Below are 18,382 nucleotides of genomic sequence, written 5' to 3' on the forward strand. Positions count from 1 at the left end.
GAGGGCGCGCGCGTGGCTGCGCAGCGCGTACGCCTCCTGGCGCGCCCGCGTCACGCCGCGGCGGCGCGCGAGCTCGTCGGCGGCGGCGCCCATCGCGGGATCGGCCCACGGCACGGGGGCGAACGCCGCGCGCTCGAAGGGGACGTCTCCCCCGGGCGTGCGGTGGGCGCGCGCGGGCGCGCGCGACGCGCTCTCCGTGCCGCCCGCGAGCACGAGGCGCGCCTCGCCCGCGCGGACCTGCTGGGCCGCGACGAGGACCGCGGCGAGCCCGGACGCGCACTGCCGGTCGACCGTCAGACCGGGGACCGCGACGCCCGCGCCCGCGGCGAGCGCCGCGACCCGCGCGACGTTGCCGCCCGGCCCCGTGCAGCACCCGAGCACGACGTCCGCCGGGTCGTCCGCGACGCCGAGCGAGCACGTGTCGTCGAGCGTCGCGCGCAACGCCCCGGCGGCGAGGTCGACCTCGGTGAGCGCGCGGTGCCCGTGCCCGGCCGTGCCGACCCACGTGCGCCGCGCGGCGACCACGACCGGCGCGTCCGTGGGCACGCCCCGTGCGCCGGTCATCGCAGCGGCTCCAGCCCTGCCGACGCGGGGTCCGCGCCGCCGAGCGCCTCGCTCACCGCGCCGCGCGCGGGCTTGCCCGACGGCGTGCGGGGCAGCGCGCGCGTGCCGTACCAGCGGCGGGGACGCTGCGCGGGGGCGAGCGCGCCGCGCGCGACGCGCTCGAGGTGCGCGCGCAGGCCCGGGCGGTCGTCGCACTCGACGACGGCGCTCACCACGGCGCCGAGCCGGCGGTGCGCCGTGCCGAGCACGACGACGTCGCGCACGCCGGGCACCGCGCGCAGCACGACCTCGACGTCCTCGGGCACCACGGTCGACCCGCCCGTGAGGATCGCGCCGTCGCCGCGACCGCGCAGCACGAGCGCGCCGCCGTCCGGCGGCAGGGGGTCGGCGAGGTCGCCCACGGTGCTCCACGCGCCGTCCCGCCGCAAGGGGCCGGTCGCGCGCGCGAGGTAGCCGCGCGACACCCACGGGGAGCGCACCCAGACCTCGCCGACGCTCGCGGCGGGCAGGGGCCGCACGTCGAGCTCGACGCCGGGGAACGGCCGCAGCCCGGACCCGTCCGGGTCGTACGCGACGAACGACAGCTCGACCGCCCCGTAGTACGCGAGGACGTCGACGCCGAGCGCTGCGGCGCGGGCCCGGGCCCCGGCGGGCAGGGACGCGCCGCCGACGACCGCGTGGCGCAGCCGCGAGGGCGCACCCGCGGCGACCGCGGCGAGCACGTCGTCGAGCACCTGCGGCACGAGGTGCACGACGTCGCAGCGCGCGAGCGCCGTCGTCGTGGCGGCCGGGGTGCGCGTGAGGTACACGCCCGCGCCGACGGCCAGCGCGTGCACGGCGGCGAAGCAGTACAGCGAGGACGCGAGCGGCCCGGGGACGAGCACCGTGTCGGCGGGCGTGAGGTCGACGAGCCGCGTGACGTCGTCGAACGAGCCCGCCCACGAGGCGCGCGTGCGCACGACGGCGCGCGGGCGGCCCGTGCTGCCCGACGAGAAGCCGGCCCACGCGAGGTCGCCCGGCTCGGGCGCGCGGCCCGGCGCGGGGAAACCGGCGGCGGGGCCCGTCCCGCGGGGGAGCGGCACCTCGACGAAGGTGCGCGGCGCGAGCGTCCGCAGGACCTCGGCGCGGTGCGCGCGCGGCCACGACGGGTCGCACACCAGCGGCGTCGCGCCGAGGTGGTCGACCGACAGCACCGCGGTCAGGCAGTCGAGCGGGTCGGGCAGCGAGACGGCCACGAGGTCGCCGGGACGCGTGCCCGTCGCGCCGAGGTGCGTCGCCCCCGCGCGCACGTCCGCGGCGAGCGCGGCGTACGTGCGCGACCGCTCGGGCGTGCGCAGCGCGACGCGGTCGCGCGCGGCCGGGTCGGCGGCGTGGGCGAGGACGTGAGGGGCGACGGGCACGCGGACACTCTCGCAGGCGTCAGGACGTCGCGCGGGCGCCGCCCGCGGTGCGGCGGGCCGGGCGGGTGGCCGGGTAGGCGCGCACGACGCCGACCGTGATCGCCGCGGCGGCCAGCGCCTTGAGCACGTCACCCGGGACGAACACGAGGGAGAGCTGCGCGGTGGTCGCGAGCGGCACGCCGGTGACGAGCGCCTGGACGGGCACGCCGATCGCGTAGACGACGGCGACGCCGCCCACGAGGGCCGCGACGAGGACGCGGCCGAACACGACGCGCGCGAGCCGGTCGACGAGCCAGCCCACGACGGCCGCGCCCGCGAGGAACCCGAGGAGGTATCCCGAGGACGGCCCGACGAACGCGCCGAGCCCGCCGCGCCCGCCCGCGAGCACCGGCAGCCCGGCCGCCGCGAGCGCGAGGAACGTCGCGACGGCGAGCGTGCCGCGCCACGCGCCGAGGATCGTGCCCGCGAGCATCACGCCGAGCGTCTGGAGCGTGATCGGGACGGCGTTCCCGAGCAGCGGCAGCGACCCGGGCATGCCGAGCGCGGCGATCAGCGCGGCGAACGTCGCGATGCGCGCGGCGTCGCCCGCGTCGAGCGCGAGTCGTCCGCGGGCACGACCGGGTGCGTCGGCGCCGGCCGCGGAGGCCGTGGGCGGGGCGGGTGCGGTGGTCGGGGAGGGGGTCATCGGGGCTCCTGCGGGGTGCGGTGGACGGTGGCGAGGTCCACTCTCCCGAGCCACGACGCGCGGCGGCGTCGGTGGCGCGGACGACGCGGGCGGCGCGCCGTGCACGGTTCCCACAACCGGTTGGAGGGTTCTCACAACGCCCACCCGGGCGCGTGGGGGCGGTGTCGTCGACCGCGCACAAACGGGCCCGTACGAGGGCCGCGGGTGCGCCCCGAAGGGCTTGGCACTCTCGGGGTGAGAGTGCTAATAGTGGAGGTGTAGCCACCCGCGAGGTGCCTGCCTCGCGGGAGCACCGATGCGGTCCCGGACGGTCCGGGACCGACCGACGAGGAGGTGAGAGGTGTGGCTGCGATGATCGACCCGTTCTCGACCACCTTCGACGCGATGGACCGCCTGGTCGGGCAGCTCGTGTCCGGGGTGCGCTCGACCGCGTCCGCGGCCGCCGGCATGCCGCTCGACCTGTTCCGCACGGGCGACCACTACGTCCTGACGATGGACCTGCCCGGCGTCGACCCCGGCACGATCGACGTCTCGGTCGAGGACCGCACGCTGACGATCCGCGCCGAGCGCAGCCCGCGGACCGACCCCGACGTCCAGTGGCTCGCGCGCGAGCGGCCGACCGGTACCTACGCGCGCCAGCTCACGGTCGGCCGGGGCCTCGCGCTCGACGAGATCACGGCCTCGTACGAGGACGGCGTGCTGTCGCTGACGATCCCCGTCGCGGAGGAGGCACGGCCCCGTCGGATCGACGTCGCGCACCACGCCGGAGGCGGTGCGCCGACCCAGATCACGTCCGGGGCCGAGTCCCGGGCGGCCGAGAGCTGACCGCTCAGGCCTCGCCCGGGAGCGCCTTGCGGACCACGATCCGCGTCCAGGCGCCGAGGTAGATGCGGTCCCCGTCGGCCAGCTCGCGCCGCTGGCCGGCGGGGACCGGGTCCGTCGGGAGCGGCTCCCCGGCCGGGCTCACGTACGTGCCGTTCGCGGACTGCAGGTCCTCGACCCACCACCGCTGGCCGTCCGTGCTGAGCTGGCAGTGCCGCCGCGAGACGCCGGTGTCCGCGCCGCAGTCGACCTGCGGGTGGATGCCGCGCGACACCGACGGACGCCCCACGAGCACGCTGCGCTCGCGCAGGACCACGAGGCCCGGGAGCCCGGCGGACGGCATCGGGTCCTCGGGCTGTTGCGCGGCGTACCAGTCCGGGTCGATCCAGATCTCGGCGACCCACTGGTCCGGCCCGGGGACGGGCGGCGTCGGCAGGTGGGTGCCCGACGTCGCGGGCTCGCCCGCCTCACCGCCGGTCGTGCCCGCGGGCGCCTGGCCCGGCAGCGGGGGCGGCGTCGCCGCGGACGCGGGCGACGGCCCGGGGTCGCCCGGCGCGGGCGTGCCCGGAGACGGGGCCGGGGCGCTCGACGACGGCGGGGGCGTCGGGGCCGACGGCGGGTCGAGCGAGAGCGCGGACGCCGGCTCGACCGGGTCGGGCAGCGCGCCCGTCGTGAAGTCGTACCCGCAGTTCTCGCAGAACAGGGCACCCGGAGGGGCCGCGAACCCGCAGTGCGGGCACTGCGCGGGCTCGGCCGCGGGGGAGGCGGCCGACGCGGCGGGCGACGGCGCGCCCGCGGGGGCCGCGGCCGGCGTCGACGCGGCGCCGATGGGCTCGCCGCACACGTCGCAGTAGTCGGTCGACTCGGACGGGTGCCCGTTGGGGCAGACGACGGCGCTCACCGGCGGACCCGCGTGGTCTTCGTCGAGGCCGTGTCGAGGGCCATCTCGTCGAGGGTCGACGTGTTGCGCTTGAGCCGCACGGTGCCCTGCTCCTCGTTGTCGATGTCGACGACCTTGCGCAGGCGCGAGGTCGCCTCGTCGTTGCCGGTCTGCTGCGCGAGCTGCACGGCGCGTCCGAGCTTGACCGTCGCCGTCGCCTCGTCGCCCGCGGCCTTGGCCGCCAGGCCCTCCTGGATGGCCGCCGCGAGCTCCGTCTGGCCCGTGTAGTGCGCGACCTCGGGGTTGATGCGCGTGGTGAGCGACTCGTCGTCCGACCACTTGGCCTTGACCAGCCCGGACGAGACGACCTCGCCGTTCACCGCGAGCTGCACGCGCGCGGCGAGCTGCTCGGAGCCGACAGGCTTCGACCCGACGCGCACCGCGACGTGGTAGTCGCGCGACTCGTCGCCCCACGAGCCCGTCGGGTAGGCGCCCGTGAGCGGGTTGACCTCCGCACGACGGTTCGTCAGGTCCTCCACCGTGGGTGCGACCTGGCGCACGAACAGGACCTGCGCCCCCTGCGGGGCCCACACGCGCAGGTCGGCCGACGCGACGCCGCGCGCCATGGACGCCCGCATGAGCTTCTCGAAGTCGGCGGCGATCTCGGCCGGGTCGGCGATGAGGTCCACGGTGCCGAGCAGCGCCGTCGAGATCTCGCGGAGCTCGTCGACCTGCCACCGCGAGCCCACGCCGCGCGCGTCGCACTGGAAGTGGCCCGTGACGTCGCGGACCGCGGCGGAGAGGTTCGCGCGCGGCTCCGACTCGTTCTTGCCGTCCGTGAGGAGGATCGCGTGCCGCTGGGTCGCCTGCGGGACGGTCGCGAAGAGCTGGTCCGCGAGCCGCAGCCACGTGCTCATCGCCGTGCCGCCGCCGGGCGTGAGCATCGAGATCGCGCGCTTGGCCTCGGCGCGCGCGCCCGGCTCCATCTGGACCATCGCCATGCGCGCGTTGGGGTAGGGGAACGCGCGGTTCGCCACGTGGCTGCCGCCGACGATCGCGAACCACGTGCCGTCGAGGATCTGGTCGACCGCGACCTGGGCCGCGTGCTTCGCCGCCTCGATGTTGCGGCCCGACATCGACCCCGACGTGTCGACCATGATGATCTCGGCCACGCCGCCCGCGCCGCCGCCGGCGCTCCCCGCGCTCCCCGCCCCCGTGCACGTCACGGTGACGATCGCGTGGACGTCCGTCGCGCCCTCGGACAGGAACTCGTTCTGGTAGACCTCGGCGGCGAACTCGGCCATGGGGGCTCCTTCGGTGGTGCGGGTGTTCGTGCAGGCTATCGGGTCGTCGGGCCCGGGCGCGCGGCCCGGGTCAGGTCGTGGGGATCGTCGTCTCGAGGTCCGGGGCGAGGCCGTCGGGAGCGGGGGCCGCGGTCCGGACGAACCGTGCGAGCGTCGCGGTGATGTTGTCCCGCCCGCCCTGGGCGTTCGCCCAGTCGACGAGCGCGCCCGCGAGCGCCTGCGGCTCGCCGCCCACGCGCTCGTGCGTCGCGCGCACGAGGCCGGCGAGGTCCGCGGCGGGCGAGCAGTAGTTCCACAGCCCGTCCGAGCACACGAGCACCCAGCCGTCCCGGTCGGGCAGCGTCGCGGCCGTCCGGGCCACGGGGTCGGGCGCGTCCGGCCCGAGCCAGCGCGTGATGGCGTGGGCCTGCGGCGACGCCTCCGCCTGCGCGCGCGGCACGCCCTGCGCGATCATCTCCTGCGCCCACGAGTCGTCGACGCTGAGCTGCCGCGCCTCGCCCTCGTCGGGGATCCAGTACGCGCGCGAGTCGCCCACCCAGCCCGCGACGACGAGCGGCCCGTCGACGACGGCCGTCGCGAACGTGCACGACGGCGGGTTCTCCCGGTCGGCCATGTCCCCGACGGTCGCGAGGATCGCGCTCTGCGCGGCTCGTGACGCCTCGCCGACGAGGGCCGACCAGGCACCGATGCGCGCCGACGGCTCGCCCGTGACGGGCGCCGCGCCCTCCGGGGAGCCCGAGGCGAGCACGTCACGCGCCGCGCGCGCGGCGGCCAGGCTCGCGACGTCGGAGTCGGGCGCCGAGGAGACGCCGTCGCACACGACGAGCGCGGCGAACGCGCGCTCGTCGACCGCCGACGGGCTCGCGGCGAGCGCCATCGCGTCCTCGTTGCGCGAGTGCCGCACGCCGCGGTCGCACACGCCCGCGACCCACGCCGCGGGGCGCTCGGCCCAGTGGTCGCGCTCGGACGCCGCGGGCTCGCCGCACTCCGTGCAGTACCCGTCCTCGGCGACGGTGCCGCCGCACCGCACGCACGGCCGCGCGGCGGGCGCCGCCGGGCCGGACGGCACCGATCCGGGAGCGGCGTCGCCCGTCACCGTGCCGGGCTCGTCCGTCGTCGTGCCCGGGTCGGGGGCGTCGGGCGACGCCGGGCCGCCGGAGGACACGGGGCTGCCGGACGACGCCGGGGCGCCGGTCGGGGCAGGGTCCCCGCCCGCGGGCGGGAGCGGCGCGAGCGGGGTGCCGCACGCCTCGCAGAACCGGGCGCCGTCGTGCGACGGCTCGCCGCACGCCGGGCACGCGAGCACCGACGACTCGGCGACGGTCTCGCCCGGCGCGGCCGAGGAGGAGTCGCTCATCGGACCGTCCACCGCCGCACCTCGTTCGCGCGGTCGACGAGGACGATCCGCTCGTCGCGCGAGTCGGTGAGCGAGGCGAGCTCGCGGTACGCGCCCTCGAGCGCGTCGCGCAGGGCCGGCTCGTCCGCCGGCACGCCGGCGATCCGCGTGGTGGGCTCCGGACCGCTCGTCGTGACGGTCTCGAGCGCGGAGCGCAGCACGCCGACGGCGAGCTCGGCGCGCTCGCGCGGCGCGATCGACACCGCGGCGACGCTCGCCATGGCGTCGGCGAGCGCGGGCAGGCCGCGGCCGGACTCGGCGAGCAGGTGCGCGCGCAGCGTCCGCGACTCGACGTACGAGCCGCGCGTCGGCCCGACGAGGTCGAGCGCGTGCAGCGCCCCGTCGAGGTCGCCGCGCGCCTCGCGGATGCGCATGAGCCCGAACGCGGCGGGCGCCGTGTAGTTGGCGTCCGTGCGCGCGCAGATCACGTAGAGCGACTCGGCGATGTCCGGCTCGCCGCTCAGCTCGCACGCCGCGGCGAGCGCGAGCTTCGGCGCGAGCTCGCCCGGCACCTGGCCGTAGACCGCGTTGAACGATGCGCGCGCGGCGACCGCGTCGCCCTGCGCGAGCTCGCCCAGGCCGCCCAGCCACGCGGCGCGCCACTCCCACGGGTCGTCCGCGAGGATCCGGGCGATCGTGTCCCGCAGCACGTCGAAGCGCTCGGCCTCGATGGCCGCGCGGGCGCGCGCGAGGCGCACCTCGACGGTGTCCTCCGGCGCGTCCGCGAGCGCGGCGAGCCGCGCGTCCGGGTCCACGACGTTGACGCCCGCGAGCCAGCTCGCCATGGGGTCGTGGTCGTCGCGCCGCAGCGACGGGAGCTCGTCCCACGCGAGCGGCCGGCCCGCGACGTCGGCGACCGGGGCCTCGAACAGCACCGACGCCGCCGAGTGCAGCGCGGGGTTGCCCGGCCCGGCGTCGGCCGCGACGACCTCGCGCAGGACGCCGAGGAGCTGCGTGCGCATCTCGTCGGCCGTCGCGAACCGGTCCGCCGGGTCGAGGGCGCACGCCTTGGCCAGCAGCCGGTAGAACGAGTCGTACTGCTGGAACACGGGCGTGTCCGCGACGGGCGGCAGCGACGCGACGTACGTCGTCGTGTTGCCGCGGAAGTCGAGCACGAGCGTCGCGAGCGTGCGGCCGATCGTGTAGATGTCGGACGCGACCGACGGGCCGACCTCCGCGACCTCGGGCGCCTGGTAGCCGACGGTGCCGAAGATCGCCGAGGTCATGTCGTCGGCGCGGCGCACGCCGCCGAGGTCGATGAGCTTGACGCCGTCGCCCTGCTGGATGACGTTCTCCGGCTTGAAGTCGCAGAACAGCAGGTTGTGGTCGTGCAGGTAGGCGAACGCGGGCAGGATCGCGAGCACGTAGGCGAGCGCCTGGTCCACGGGCATCGGGTCGATGACCCCGTTGTTCGCCTCGCGCCGCGCCTGGAGGATCTCCTTGAGCGACTCGCCGCCCACGTACTCCATGACGGTGTAGCCAGCGCCGTCGTGCATCGCGAAGTTGTAGATCTCGACGATGAGCGGGTGCTCGACCTCGGCGAGGAACTGCCGCTCGGAGATCGCCGCGGCGTACGCGTCGGGGTCGCCCGAGTTCAGCAGGCCCTTGAGCACGACCCACCGGCCGGACACGTTCTGGTCCCGGGCCAGGTAGATCCAGCCGAGGCCGCCGTGCGCGAGGCAGCCCACGACCTCGTACTGCCCGCCGACGAGGTCGCCCGGCTTGAGCTGCGGCGTGAAGTCGAAGCGGGTGCCGCAGTGGGGGCAGAACCCGGACGTGCGCCCGGGCTGCCCGTCGCGGCCGCGGCCCACCTTCTCGCCGCACGCGGGGCAGAACCGCTTGCGCTCGGCGACCTCGGGGACGGCCATGACGGACTGCAGCGGGTCGCGCACCGGCACCGACGGCACGGTCGTCAGGCCCGCGCCGAGGCCCCGGCCGCGCAGGCGCGTCGAGGACGTCCCGACGCGGCGGGTCGCCTTGGACCCGGTCGCGGCGGTGCGCGCCGAGCCGAGCGCGGTCGAGGCGAGGCGGCTCGAGCTCGTGCGGCCCGTGCGGGTCGAGCGCTCGCCGTCGGGGTCGGCGGAGCCGGGGGCCGTGCCGGGGCGGCCCTCGACGAAGCCCGTGCCGAGCATGGCCGACGGGGACGCGGCGGCGGCGCTGCCCGGGGCGGGCGCGCCCGTCGCGCTCGCGCCGGTCACGGTGCCCGTGGGCGCGGTGCCGGAGCCGCCGGCGGGGGACCCGCAGACGTTGCAGTAGCCGTCCTCGATGGTGCCCGGGCAGCCGGGCTCCGAGCACGGGACGGTCGCGGTGGTCGTCACGACGACGCTCCTTCCGGGGTGGGCAGGTCGCGGGTGAGGAACTGGTACTGCTCGACGAGGAACCGGGCGAGCGTCACGTCGCACGGCGTCGCCTCGACGGCCTCGCGCGCCTCGACGAGGCCGGCGCGCACGGTGGGTGAGGCCGAGCGCCCGTTGGCCTCGGCCCGCTCCGCGAGCCGGTCGAGGCTGTAGCGCAGCTCGGCGCGCTCGCGCAGCGGCTTGGTGTAGGCGTCCTCGACGGTCTCGACGGCGCGCGCGACGGTCGCCAGGCGCGCGGCGTACGCGTCGAGCTCGAAGCGCGAGTCCGGCACGGGGCCGAGGCGCGAGACGTCGGGCACGGCCAGGCGCGGCGGGTGCGCGATCTCGCGACGGCAGCGCGCGACGAGCTCGCGGAGCGCGGGCTCGCGCGCCTCGAGCGCGGCGCGCTGCTCCTGCGTGCGTGCGCGGTCGCGCCGCAGCTCGCGCCGCTGCGCGGACGCGACGATGAGGTCGCGCTCGGCCCGCGCGACCTCCGTCTCGAGCTCCGCGAGCGGGCCCGAGACGTCGGCACCGCGCGCGGCCTGCGCGACGAGGTGGTCGAGGCGCCCCCGCAGGGTCTCGACGCGCCCCCGCGCGTCCGCGTCCGAGCCGGCGAGGTCCTCGCACCGCACGAGCTCGGCGCGCACGCCGCGCAGGCGCGCGACCTGGTCGGCCGTGTGCGGGTCGAACGAGAGGCGCGTGCGGAGCTGGACGACGAGCGCGTCGCACAGCTTGACGGCCTCGACGAGGGAGACGAGCGCGGCGCCCGAGCCCGAGTCGAGGCGGCCCCAGACGAGCTGGGAGATCTTCTCGCGTGCGACGGCGTCGGCCCGGCCCGAGTCCCACACGGGCCGGATCTCGTCGGCGCGCGAGCGGATCGCCTGCCACAGCGTGAGCGCGAGCACGAGGTCGGAGGTGTACGCGTCGGGCGTCGCGGCCGACTGCGCCGCGGCGTCGAGCCGGTCGAGCTCCGTGCGGCGCTCGTCGAGCCACGTCTCGAGCGCGGCGAGGTATGCCAGGAGGTCGGCGGCGGGGATCGCCTCGCCGAGCCGTCCCGGCGCCTCCGGTGCGGGCGTGCGCGTCACGGCGTGCGGCCGTACACCGCGGCCGGCGGGGTCGGGGCGGGGCCGAGGCCGCCGAGCCACTCGTCGTAGATCGCGGCCCAGCGCCCGTCGGACTTCATCTGCTCCAGGACGCCGTTGACGAACCGCACCATGTCCACGTCCTGCGCGGGCACGCCGATGCCGTAGGGCTCGTCGCTGATCGCCTCGCCGACGACCTTCGCGTAGGGGTCCTGGGCCGCGAAGCCCGCGAGGATCGTGTCGTCGCCCGTGATCGCGTCGACCTTGCCCTGCTGGAACAGCACGAGGCACTGCGTGTGCGTCGTCGCGGGGACGGGCTCGATGCCCGCGAACTGCTCGAGGCGCGTGAGCGTCGTCGTGCCCTCGGGCGCGCACACGCGCTGGCCCTCGAGGTCCGCGATCCCGTTCGCGGTCGAGTCGCGCGTGACGAGCACCTTCTGACCCGCGTGGTAGTACTCCGCGGAGAACGCGATGGACTCCCAGCGGTCGCAGGTGATGGTGAACGCGCGCGCGACGAGGTCGACCTCGCCGTTCTCGAGCACCTCGAGGCGCTGCCCGGACGTGATGACGCGGAACTGCAGCCGGTCGGGGTCGCCGAAGATCGCGCGCGAGATCTCGTGCAGCACGTCGATGTCGAAGCCCTCGATCTGCCCGGACAGCGGGTTGCGCGCGCCCATGAGCAGCGTGTCGGCCGAGACGCCGACGACGAGCGAGCCGCGGTCGCGGATCTCGGCCATCGTGCTGCCGCCGGGCAGCGCGTCCGGGCCCGGCAGCGCGCCCTCGGGGGCGTAGGACGCGAGCGGGTCCGCGCACTCGGCCGGTGCGGCGGGCGCGGCGGGCGCCTCCTCGGCGCCCTCCTGCGCGGGCGCCTCGGCGAGGCGCAGGTCGTCCGCGCCGGACGGTCCCGAGCACGCCGCGAGCGCGAGGACCGCGGCGACGGCGGCCGCGACGGCACCGCCGGTGCGGCGCGGCCGGGTGGTCTGGGCGGGGAAGGCGAGCGTCGTGGTCACCGGTACTCCTCCAGTCGTGCCGAGACGCCGCGCCACGCGAGCAGCGCCGCGACGAGTCCCGCCACGAGCACGAGCCAGCCCGCGACGGTCGCGGTCGTCGCCGCGCCGTCGAGACGGTCGCTCGTCGCGGCGGCGCCGGTCTCGATGTCGTCGCGCGCCGACGCGGAGAACGCGTCGAACGCGGCGTTGGGGCTCTCGGGGTCGGTCGCCGTCGCGAGCGCGACCGCCTCGTCCCACCGGCCGTCGTCGTCGAGCGCGCGGATCTCCGCGTGCCGGGCGACCCACGCGTCGAGGGCCTGGGCCGTCGAGCCGTCGAGGATGCCCTCCGCGGCGGCGGCGTCGAGCCGCGCGGCCGCGTCGTCCGTCGCGGTGACGAACGCCTCCTCGTACGCCTGGCCCGACCCGCGCTTGATGAGCGTGAACGCCTCCATCGACTTCGCGTCGTTCCCGAGCGAGTACGCCTGGGACGCGGCGAGCGTCGCCGCGTACGGACCCGTGCGCACGTCCTGCGCGCGCGAGCTCGCCTGCGCGAGCAGCACGGTGGCCACGACGCCCACGACGAGCACGACGCCCGTCGCGACCGCGAGGCCCACGTTGAGCACGCGGTGCGTCCGGCGCGCGAGCCAGACCTGGCTCGCGAGCAGCACCGCGAGCGCGAGCAGCCCGCCCGCGAGCACCCAGAGCGCGTTGCGCACGCCCGAGAAGTCGGCGGCGACGCGGTCGGCGTCGTCCAGCACGACCTCGTCGAGCGTCGGGAGCATCTGCTCGCGCAGGATCGTCGACGCCTGGTCGAGGTACGCCGAGCCGACGGGGAAGCCCTGGCGGTTGTTCGCGCGCGCCTGCTCCACGAGACCCGTGTACACCGTGAGGTCGGCCGCGACCTCGCCGAGCAGCGCGGCGTCGCCCTCGTTGCTCCCCGACAGGGTCGCGAGCCGCGTCGCGGCCTGGTCCACGAGGTCGTCGTAGCGCGCGCGCTGGTCGGCGGGCTCGAGGCCACCGACGAGGAACGCGCCCGTCGCGGTCGCGTCCGCCGCGACGAGCGCGTTGCGGACCTCCTGGACGCCCACGAGCTGGGCCGCGTCCTCGCTCGCCGCCTCGAGCGCGCGCGACTGCACGCTGCCGGCCTGGAACCCGAGCACGCCGAGCGCGAGCGCGGCGAGCACGCACAGCGCCATGACGAGACGCAGCTTGCCCGGCGTGCGGCGCAGCGCGCGCCGCGCTCGGGACGCGCGGGCGGGCGGCGCGGCCGCCGGTGCGGGCGCGCTCGTGCCCGGCGCTGTGCCGGACGCGGGGGCGGTCGGCTGGCCCGCCGGGCGGACCGGGGTGGTCGTCATGCGTTCTCCTCGGCGGTGGAGGGTGCGGTCTCGGGGGCGCCGGCCGGGTCGTTCCCGGCGCGCTCGGGGTCGGTCGGGTCGGCCGCGGTCGGGTCGGTCGCGGTCGGGTCGGCCACGGCCGGGTCGCCCTCGGCGGGCTCGTCCGGGGCCGCGGGCGGGTCGAGCGTGGCGAGCAGCGCGGGGGCGCCCTCGCCGTCGACGACGTCGACCGGCAGCAGGAGGCGCAGCTCGTCGACGCTGGGCCGCGGGGTGTCGCGCAGGCGCCACGCGTGGCGCGCGACCGCCGCGTCGAGCACGTTGCGCGCCCAGCGCGCGTTGCCGAAGCCCTCGCTGCGCGGTTGCGCGCCGGCCAGGCGCTCGAACACGTCGAGCGCCTCGGGCGTCGGCTCGAAGTCGGCGCGGGCCGCCATGCTCGCGAAGATGTCGCGCAGCTCGGCGTCGGCGTAGTCCTCGAACGTGATCGTCGTGGAGAACCGCGACTCGAGGCCCGGGTTCGTCGCGAGGAAGTCCGCCATCGGCCCGGGGTAGCCCGCCACGATGACGACGAGCTCGTCGCGGTGGTCCTCCATGTCCTTGACGAGCGTGTTGATCGCCTCGGCGCCGTACTGGTCCTCCGCGAGGCCGTACGCCTCGTCGACGAACAGCACGCCCCCGAGCGCCGTCGCGACGACCTCCGACGTCTTCACCGCGGTCTGCCCGAGGTACCCCGCGACGAGCTCGGAGCGGTCCACCTCGACGAGGTGGCCCTTCTCGAGCAGCCCGAGCGCGCGGTAGATGCCGGCGACGAGGCGCGCGACCGTCGTCTTGCCGGTGCCCGGGTTCCCGAGGAACACGAGGTGCCGCGTGAGCGTCGGGCGCGTCAGACCCGCCTCCGCGCGCAGCTTCTCGACGCGCAGGAGCTCGGTCTGGCGGTGGATCTCGTCCTTGACCCGGGCGAGGCCGGTGAGCGCGTCGAGCTCGGCGAGCAGCTCGTCGAGGGAGCGGACCGGCTCCTCCTCGGCGGTGGCCGTCGCCGCCTCGCCCGTCGTCGCCGCCGCCGAGCCCGCCGTTCCCGGCGTGGACGTCGCGTCCGCCGGGGCGGCACCCGGGCCCGACGGCGCGGCATCGGCGGGGGCGGGCGCGCCGGGCCGGCCGGCGAGCGCGTCGAGGATCGACGCGACCGACGGCACCTCCGGCGCAGGGCGCCGCACGGCGTCGAGCGAGCCCTGCGCGGCGAGCAGGTCGCCGAGGTCGAACGGGTCCGCCCCGCCCGCACCGGGTCGTGCCGCGACGGCTGCGCCCGCGGCGGGGGACGTCGTCGGGCCCGACGGCGCGTGCCCGGCCCCCGGGACGACCGCGCGGCCCGCGCCGGACTGCTGGACCGCGGCCGTCGCGGCGGCGGCGCCGGCCACGTGCGGGCCGGGGGAGCCGAGGAGCGCGGCGGCGCGGGCGACGTCGGCGAGCGCCTGCCCGTACACCGCGGCGTGCTTCGAGCGCGCGGCGCCGAGCGCGGCGAGGACGTCCGTGGGCGAGGTGCGCCACCGGCGCGCGCTCGACGCCGCGGTGAAGAACGCGCCCGTCGCCGCGGGGTCGTGGCCGAGCGCCGCGAGCCACGCGGCAGGCGCGCCCGGGGACGACTCGGCGACGGCCGCCGCGAGCCGGGCGCCCTCGTCGCGCGCGGCCTCCTCGTCGACGCCGGCGGAACGGGCCGCGGCGTCGAGCGCGTCGAGCGCCGCGGCCAGGCTCGGGGTCACGTGGTCGGTCACGGCGCCTCCAGCCGTCCGGGCTCCGCAGGCGGTCCCGCGGGTGGCTGCGGCGTGCCCTGGCCCGCCCCGGGGTCGAGCGCGATCGACGAGTCGCGGAACTTCTCCGCGAGGAACGCCCCGTGCGCGACGAGGGCCGCGGCGTCGGCGCGCGAGACGGCGTCCGAGATCTTGTCGAGCGTCACGCCGAGCAGGTCGAGCTGGTCGCACAGCAGCATGAGCGACGTCTTGCCCTGCGCGACGACGCGGCGGTCGGCGAAGTCGCGCGGCAGGCGCAGGTACGCGCCGACGGCCTCCGGCAGGTAGCTCGTCGCGGTCGCGACCACGGTGTGCGCCTGCTGCGAACCGCCGCCGAGGCGGTCGAGGCGCGGCACCATCTCCTCGACCGTGCCCGTGATGCGGTGCACGCGCGCCGTGACCGCGGGCGGCACGCGCCCCTCGATCTGCTGCTCGACGCGCTCGACCGAGGCGAGGATCTCGGCGGACGTCGGCGGGGCGGGCACCTCGTACTCGGGCTCGGGCGCGGGGGACCGGCCGCCGAGGCGGCCGATCACGTCGGAGAACCAGCCCATCTAGCTCGGGGTCCGATCTGTCGTGCGGGTGCGGGTGCGGCGGTCGCCGCGTGCGGTCGGGTGCGAGGAGCCCGGGGCGGGCGTCACAGCCGACCGATGTCGAGCGAGCCGTTGCCCGCCTGCGACTGGTCGGAGCGGCGCGCCCGGTCCAGGTACTCGTTCGCCTTCGTCGTCTCGGTCTCGAGCACGCCGATGGTCTGCGCCATCGAGTCGAGCGCCTGCGTCTTGAACGTCGAGATCGAGTCGAGCGTCGCGTAGATGTTCGCGAACGCCTGCTGGAGCTGGGGGAGCCCGACGGTCGCGCTCGCGGCCTGCTGCTGGATGCCCGCCGACTGGTCCGCGAGCATCTTCGACGTCGACGCGATCATGTTCGACGTCGTCGTGTTGAGCGCCGTGATCTGGTCGAGCACGAGCTTCTGGTTGGCGAGCGCCTGCGCCACGATGACGGCCGTGCGCAGCGCCGAGACCGTCGTCGTCGTCGCGCGGTCGACGCCCTTGATGAGCTCGACGTTGTTCTTCATGATGATGTCCATCGCGAGGTAGCCCTGGATGGACACCGCGAGCTGCGTGAGCAGGTCCTGGTGCTTCTGGCGCACGTAGAACAGCACGTCCTCGCGCAGCGCCTGCGCCCGGTCCGGGTCGCTCGCCTCGAGCTCGGCGATCTTCGTGGACAGCTCGGTGTCGAGGCGCTCCGCGATGAAGATGTACTGGTTGAGGCGCGCCATCGAGTCCCAGAGGTTCTGCTTCTCGAGGTTGAGCGCGGCGTTGTCCTTGCGGAGCTCGTCCTGGCCGTTGTAGAGCGACTGGACGATCGCGTTGAGCTGCTTCTGCGAGCTCTCGTAGCGGCGGAAGTAGTCCTGGATCTTGCCGCCGAACGGGATGAGGCCGAGGAACTTCTTGCCGACGCTCGCCTCGCTCGGGTCGAGGTCCTCGACCGTGCGGCGCAGCTCCAGCAGCGACTTGCTCACCTTCGAGCTGTCGGAGACGCCGCCCTCGCGCAGCTCCTTGACCGGCATCTCGAGCATGCGGTTCGAGACGTCGGCCGCCGCGCGGATGTCCTTGTCGCCCATCTTCCGGACGTCGTCCGCCTTGGCGGCGAACTCGGGCGAGCGCGTGTCCGTCGACAGGAGCTGGTCGAGGTACGACGACACCTTCGACTCCAGGCCCGGGATCGCCGCCTCGTCGATGCGCGGCGCGAGCGACGGGGCCTGCGTGGCGGCGACGGGCTTGACGGGCTCCGGGGCGCTGAGCGTGAGCGTCTCGGTCGGGGCGGGGGGCTGGAGCGGTGCTGCCTCGGTCATGTCGGTCCTTCGCTCGTGCGTGCCGTCGTACGCCGTCGGTGGCGGGTGGGGGCCGCCCTCGCGAGCGCCCCCTCGACCCGGGCGAACCGGGCGGAACCGGCCTGCGCCGGTCGGGCGAGTATATCTACGACGGGTGGCCTGATCTTTACCCTTTCCGGGGTCCGGGAGGGTGAGAACTCCCCATGCCCCACCCAACGCGCGAGCGGCCGATGAGTTCCGTCCCCGCGGGCCGTCGTCCGTGTGCGGGAGCTCACCGCGCGCGCCGTCGCCGTCGTGCGCGCCGCCACCGGGAGAGGACGACGCATGCAGCTGGACGGGAAGAACGCCGTGGTCTACGGGGCCGTCGGGTCGATGGGGTCGGCGGTGAGCCGCGCGTTCGCCGCCGCGGGCGCGCGCGTCTTCCTCGCGGGACGCACGGCCGCGACGCTCGACGCGCTCGCCGACGAGATCCGCGCGGCCGGCGGGCGGGCGGAGACCGCGGTCGTCGACGCGACCGTCAAGGAGTCGGTCGACGCGCACGCGGCCGCGGTGGTCGAGCGGGCGGGGAGCCTCGACGTGTCGTTCAACGCCGTCGCCTACGACGCGCTGCAGGACGTCCCGCTCGTCGACATGTCCGTCGAGGACTTCGTGGCGCCGGTCGTGGCCGCGACGACGACCCACTTCCTCACCGCGACCGCCGCGGCGCGGCACATGGTCGCCCAGGGGTCCGGGGCGATCGTCATGCTCTCGTCGTCCGCCGCACGCGAGTGGCGCCACCGGATGGGCGGGTTCAGCGTCGCGTGCGCGTCGGTCGAGACCCTCGTGCGCACCCTCGCCGGCGAGGTCGGCCGCCACGGCGTGCGCGTCGTCGGGCTGCGGCCCAACTTCACGCCCGAGACCGCGGGCGCGTCGGACGACGACCTGCCGATGCTCGTCACGGACACGCTGCTCGGGCGCCTGCCGCGGCTGTCCGAGGTCGCGGGCACGGCCGTCCACCTCGCGTCCGACGCCGCGGGCGCCACGACCGGGGTCGTCGTCGACCTGTCGTGCGGGGCGATCGTCTGAGCCGTGCCGGTGCGCCGCGGGGGACCGATGAGTCGCGGCGCGGCAGGCGGTCACCACCCCATGGTCACCGACACCCCCGCCCCCGTGCCCGGACCCGCCCACGTGCCCGAGGCGGCGCGCGCGCTCGTCGCCGGCCCGCACGTCGCGCACCTCGCGACCGTGCTGCCCGACGGCGGCCCGCACGTCGTGCCGCTCTGGGTCGGCTGGGAGGGGGACCGGCTCGCCTTCCTCACCGGGCCCGGCTCGCGCAAGGCCCGCAACCTCGCGCGCGACCCGCGCGTCGCCGTCTCCGTGACGGAGACCGGGAACCCGTACGTCATGGCGACCCTGCGCGGCCGCGTCGTCGAGGTGCTCGACGGCGACGCGGGCTGGGCGGTCGTCGACCGGCTCTCCGTCCTCTACACCGGCGGCCCCTACCCGCGCGGGGAGGAGCGGCACGCCTACCTCGTGGAGGTCGACCGGGCGACGGCGTCGTCGTTCGGCTGAGCGGTGGTGCACCTCCGTAGAGAGTTTGAGAACCCTGGCCCGGCCCTGAAAACCGTGGCTTCTCGCCTGTCTCTGGGTGCCTACAAGCGTAGCGAACGGCCGTCCGAGCCCTCGGTGACCGACTCACGGGGTCGCGTGGTGCGGTTAGTTGGGAAGACTCAAACCTTTCTGAGCGCCGCCGAGGTCGATGAACTGGTGGCGCTGTACGAGCAGGGCATGACGCTCGCGCAGCTCGGTGAGCGATTTGGCGTTTACCACCGCACGGTGGCCGCGCACCTCGTCCGTCGTTCCGTCCCTATGCGCGCGCGAGGGCTGGCTGAGGAGCACACGTCCGAGGCGGTGAGGCTTGAATCGCCCTGGGTCTGATGGAGGCTCTGGTCATTTGGTTCCGATCAGGGCTTCGTGGCCCTGCTGCTTAGCGTAG

The 18,382-nt window shown here is 76.4% G+C and carries 17 protein-coding genes; 4 read left to right on the plus strand and 13 right to left on the minus strand.

Annotated elements, in window-relative coordinates:
• The 3 genes from GYH36_RS16650 to GYH36_RS16660 form a co-directional block, all read right to left on the minus strand.
• On the minus strand, nt 1–564 hold a 564-nt coding region (locus tag GYH36_RS16650; RefSeq protein WP_281351579.1), incomplete at its 3' end, for a thiolase family protein.
• Nucleotides 561–1,964 carry a class I adenylate-forming enzyme family protein gene (locus tag GYH36_RS16655; RefSeq protein ID WP_162290425.1) on the minus strand — a complete coding sequence of 468 codons (1,404 nt, stop codon included), beginning with the start codon at nt 1,962–1,964 and terminating at the stop codon, nt 561–563. The genes GYH36_RS16650 and GYH36_RS16655, both read right to left, overlap by 4 nt.
• 19 nt (nt 1,965–1,983) lie before the next feature.
• A complete protein-coding gene (locus GYH36_RS16660; RefSeq protein WP_162290426.1) occupies nt 1,984–2,649 on the minus strand; it encodes a biotin transporter BioY in 666 nt (221 codons plus the stop codon).
• A 342-nt stretch (nt 2,650–2,991) separates the two neighbouring features.
• Here GYH36_RS16660 and GYH36_RS16665 point away from each other — a divergent pair, with 342 nt between their 5' ends.
• Nucleotides 2,992–3,474, plus strand: a complete 483-nt coding sequence (locus GYH36_RS16665; protein WP_376739836.1) for an Hsp20/alpha crystallin family protein — start codon at nt 2,992–2,994, stop codon at nt 3,472–3,474.
• A gap of 4 nt (nt 3,475–3,478) precedes the next feature.
• Here the strand turns inward: GYH36_RS16665 and GYH36_RS16670 are convergent, their stop codons facing one another.
• The 10 genes from GYH36_RS16670 to GYH36_RS16715 form a co-directional block, all read right to left on the minus strand.
• Nucleotides 3,479–4,372, minus strand: a complete 894-nt coding sequence (locus tag GYH36_RS16670; RefSeq protein ID WP_312028683.1) for a double zinc ribbon and FHA domain-containing protein — start codon at nt 4,370–4,372, stop codon at nt 3,479–3,481.
• Nucleotides 4,369–5,655, minus strand: a complete 1,287-nt coding sequence (locus tag GYH36_RS16675; RefSeq protein ID WP_155099271.1) for a vWA domain-containing protein — start codon at nt 5,653–5,655, stop codon at nt 4,369–4,371. Before GYH36_RS16675 ends, GYH36_RS16670 begins: the two co-directional genes overlap by 4 nt.
• Nucleotides 5,656–5,725: 70 nt before the next feature.
• Nucleotides 5,726–7,012: a PP2C family protein-serine/threonine phosphatase gene (locus GYH36_RS16680; RefSeq protein WP_162290427.1), complete on the minus strand. Its 1,287-nt coding sequence runs from the start codon at nt 7,010–7,012 to the stop codon at nt 5,726–5,728.
• The gene (locus tag GYH36_RS16685; RefSeq protein WP_024842172.1) at nt 7,009–9,369 is read right to left on the minus strand and encodes a serine/threonine-protein kinase; all 2,361 of its coding nucleotides are present in this window, start codon (nt 9,367–9,369) and stop codon (nt 7,009–7,011) included. Before GYH36_RS16685 ends, GYH36_RS16680 begins: the two co-directional genes overlap by 4 nt.
• Nucleotides 9,366–10,472 (minus strand): hypothetical protein, encoded by a 1,107-nt coding sequence (locus GYH36_RS16690; RefSeq protein ID WP_024842173.1) that lies wholly within the window; start codon nt 10,470–10,472, stop codon nt 9,366–9,368. The genes GYH36_RS16685 and GYH36_RS16690 overlap by 4 nt, the downstream gene beginning before the upstream one ends.
• Nucleotides 10,469–11,479: a glutamate ABC transporter substrate-binding protein gene (locus tag GYH36_RS16695; RefSeq protein WP_024842174.1), complete on the minus strand. Its 1,011-nt coding sequence runs from the start codon at nt 11,477–11,479 to the stop codon at nt 10,469–10,471. Before GYH36_RS16695 ends, GYH36_RS16690 begins: the two co-directional genes overlap by 4 nt.
• Nucleotides 11,476–12,813: a GlnX family signal transduction membrane protein gene (locus GYH36_RS16700; protein WP_024842175.1), complete on the minus strand. Its 1,338-nt coding sequence runs from the start codon at nt 12,811–12,813 to the stop codon at nt 11,476–11,478. Before GYH36_RS16700 ends, GYH36_RS16695 begins: the two co-directional genes overlap by 4 nt.
• Nucleotides 12,810–14,558: an AAA family ATPase gene (locus tag GYH36_RS16705; protein ID WP_312028684.1), complete on the minus strand. Its 1,749-nt coding sequence runs from the start codon at nt 14,556–14,558 to the stop codon at nt 12,810–12,812. Before GYH36_RS16705 ends, GYH36_RS16700 begins: the two co-directional genes overlap by 4 nt.
• Nucleotides 14,555–15,127: a hypothetical protein gene (locus tag GYH36_RS16710; protein WP_024842177.1), complete on the minus strand. Its 573-nt coding sequence runs from the start codon at nt 15,125–15,127 to the stop codon at nt 14,555–14,557. The genes GYH36_RS16705 and GYH36_RS16710 overlap by 4 nt, the downstream gene beginning before the upstream one ends.
• A gap of 83 nt (nt 15,128–15,210) precedes the next feature.
• The gene (locus GYH36_RS16715) at nt 15,211–16,428 is read right to left on the minus strand and encodes a toxic anion resistance protein (protein ID WP_115942317.1); all 1,218 of its coding nucleotides are present in this window, start codon (nt 16,426–16,428) and stop codon (nt 15,211–15,213) included.
• Between the two features lie 303 nt (nt 16,429–16,731).
• On the opposite strand from GYH36_RS16715, the gene GYH36_RS16720 reads away from it, so the two are divergent.
• From GYH36_RS16720 to GYH36_RS16730, 3 genes are all read left to right on the plus strand, one after another.
• A complete protein-coding gene (locus GYH36_RS16720) occupies nt 16,732–17,472 on the plus strand; it encodes an SDR family NAD(P)-dependent oxidoreductase (protein ID WP_115943603.1) in 741 nt (246 codons plus the stop codon).
• A gap of 60 nt (nt 17,473–17,532) precedes the next feature.
• A complete protein-coding gene (locus tag GYH36_RS16725) occupies nt 17,533–17,958 on the plus strand; it encodes a PPOX class F420-dependent oxidoreductase (RefSeq protein ID WP_162290428.1) in 426 nt (141 codons plus the stop codon).
• 114 nt (nt 17,959–18,072) lie between these two features.
• Nucleotides 18,073–18,324, plus strand: a complete 252-nt coding sequence (locus tag GYH36_RS16730) for a helix-turn-helix domain-containing protein (protein ID WP_203231972.1) — start codon at nt 18,073–18,075, stop codon at nt 18,322–18,324.
• Nucleotides 18,325–18,382 lie beyond the last annotated feature (58 nt).

The sequence above is a fragment of the Cellulosimicrobium composti genome (assembly GCF_010287905.1).
Taxonomy (GTDB): Bacteria; Actinomycetota; Actinomycetes; order Actinomycetales; family Cellulomonadaceae; genus Cellulosimicrobium; species Cellulosimicrobium composti.

Bases quoted from the DNA above. Each gene is read 5' to 3' on its own strand.
- GYH36_RS16700 (WP_024842175.1), bottom strand. From the start codon at position 12,813: ATGACGACCACCCCGGTCCGCCCGGCGGGCCAGCCGACCGCCCCCGCG.
- GYH36_RS16660 (WP_162290426.1), bottom strand. From the start codon at position 2,649: ATGACCCCCTCCCCGACCACCGCACCCGCCCCGCCCACGGCCTCCGCG.
- GYH36_RS16715 (WP_115942317.1), bottom strand. From the start codon at position 16,428: ATGACCGAGGCAGCACCGCTCCAGCCCCCCGCCCCGACCGAGACGCTC.
- GYH36_RS16710 (WP_024842177.1), bottom strand. From the start codon at position 15,127: ATGGGCTGGTTCTCCGACGTGATCGGCCGCCTCGGCGGCCGGTCCCCC.
- GYH36_RS16675 (WP_155099271.1), bottom strand. From the start codon at position 5,655: ATGGCCGAGTTCGCCGCCGAGGTCTACCAGAACGAGTTCCTGTCCGAG.
- GYH36_RS16680 (WP_162290427.1), bottom strand. From the start codon at position 7,012: ATGAGCGACTCCTCCTCGGCCGCGCCGGGCGAGACCGTCGCCGAGTCG.
- GYH36_RS16725 (WP_162290428.1), top strand. From the start codon at position 17,533: ATGGTCACCGACACCCCCGCCCCCGTGCCCGGACCCGCCCACGTGCCC.
- GYH36_RS16720 (WP_115943603.1), top strand. From the start codon at position 16,732: ATGCAGCTGGACGGGAAGAACGCCGTGGTCTACGGGGCCGTCGGGTCG.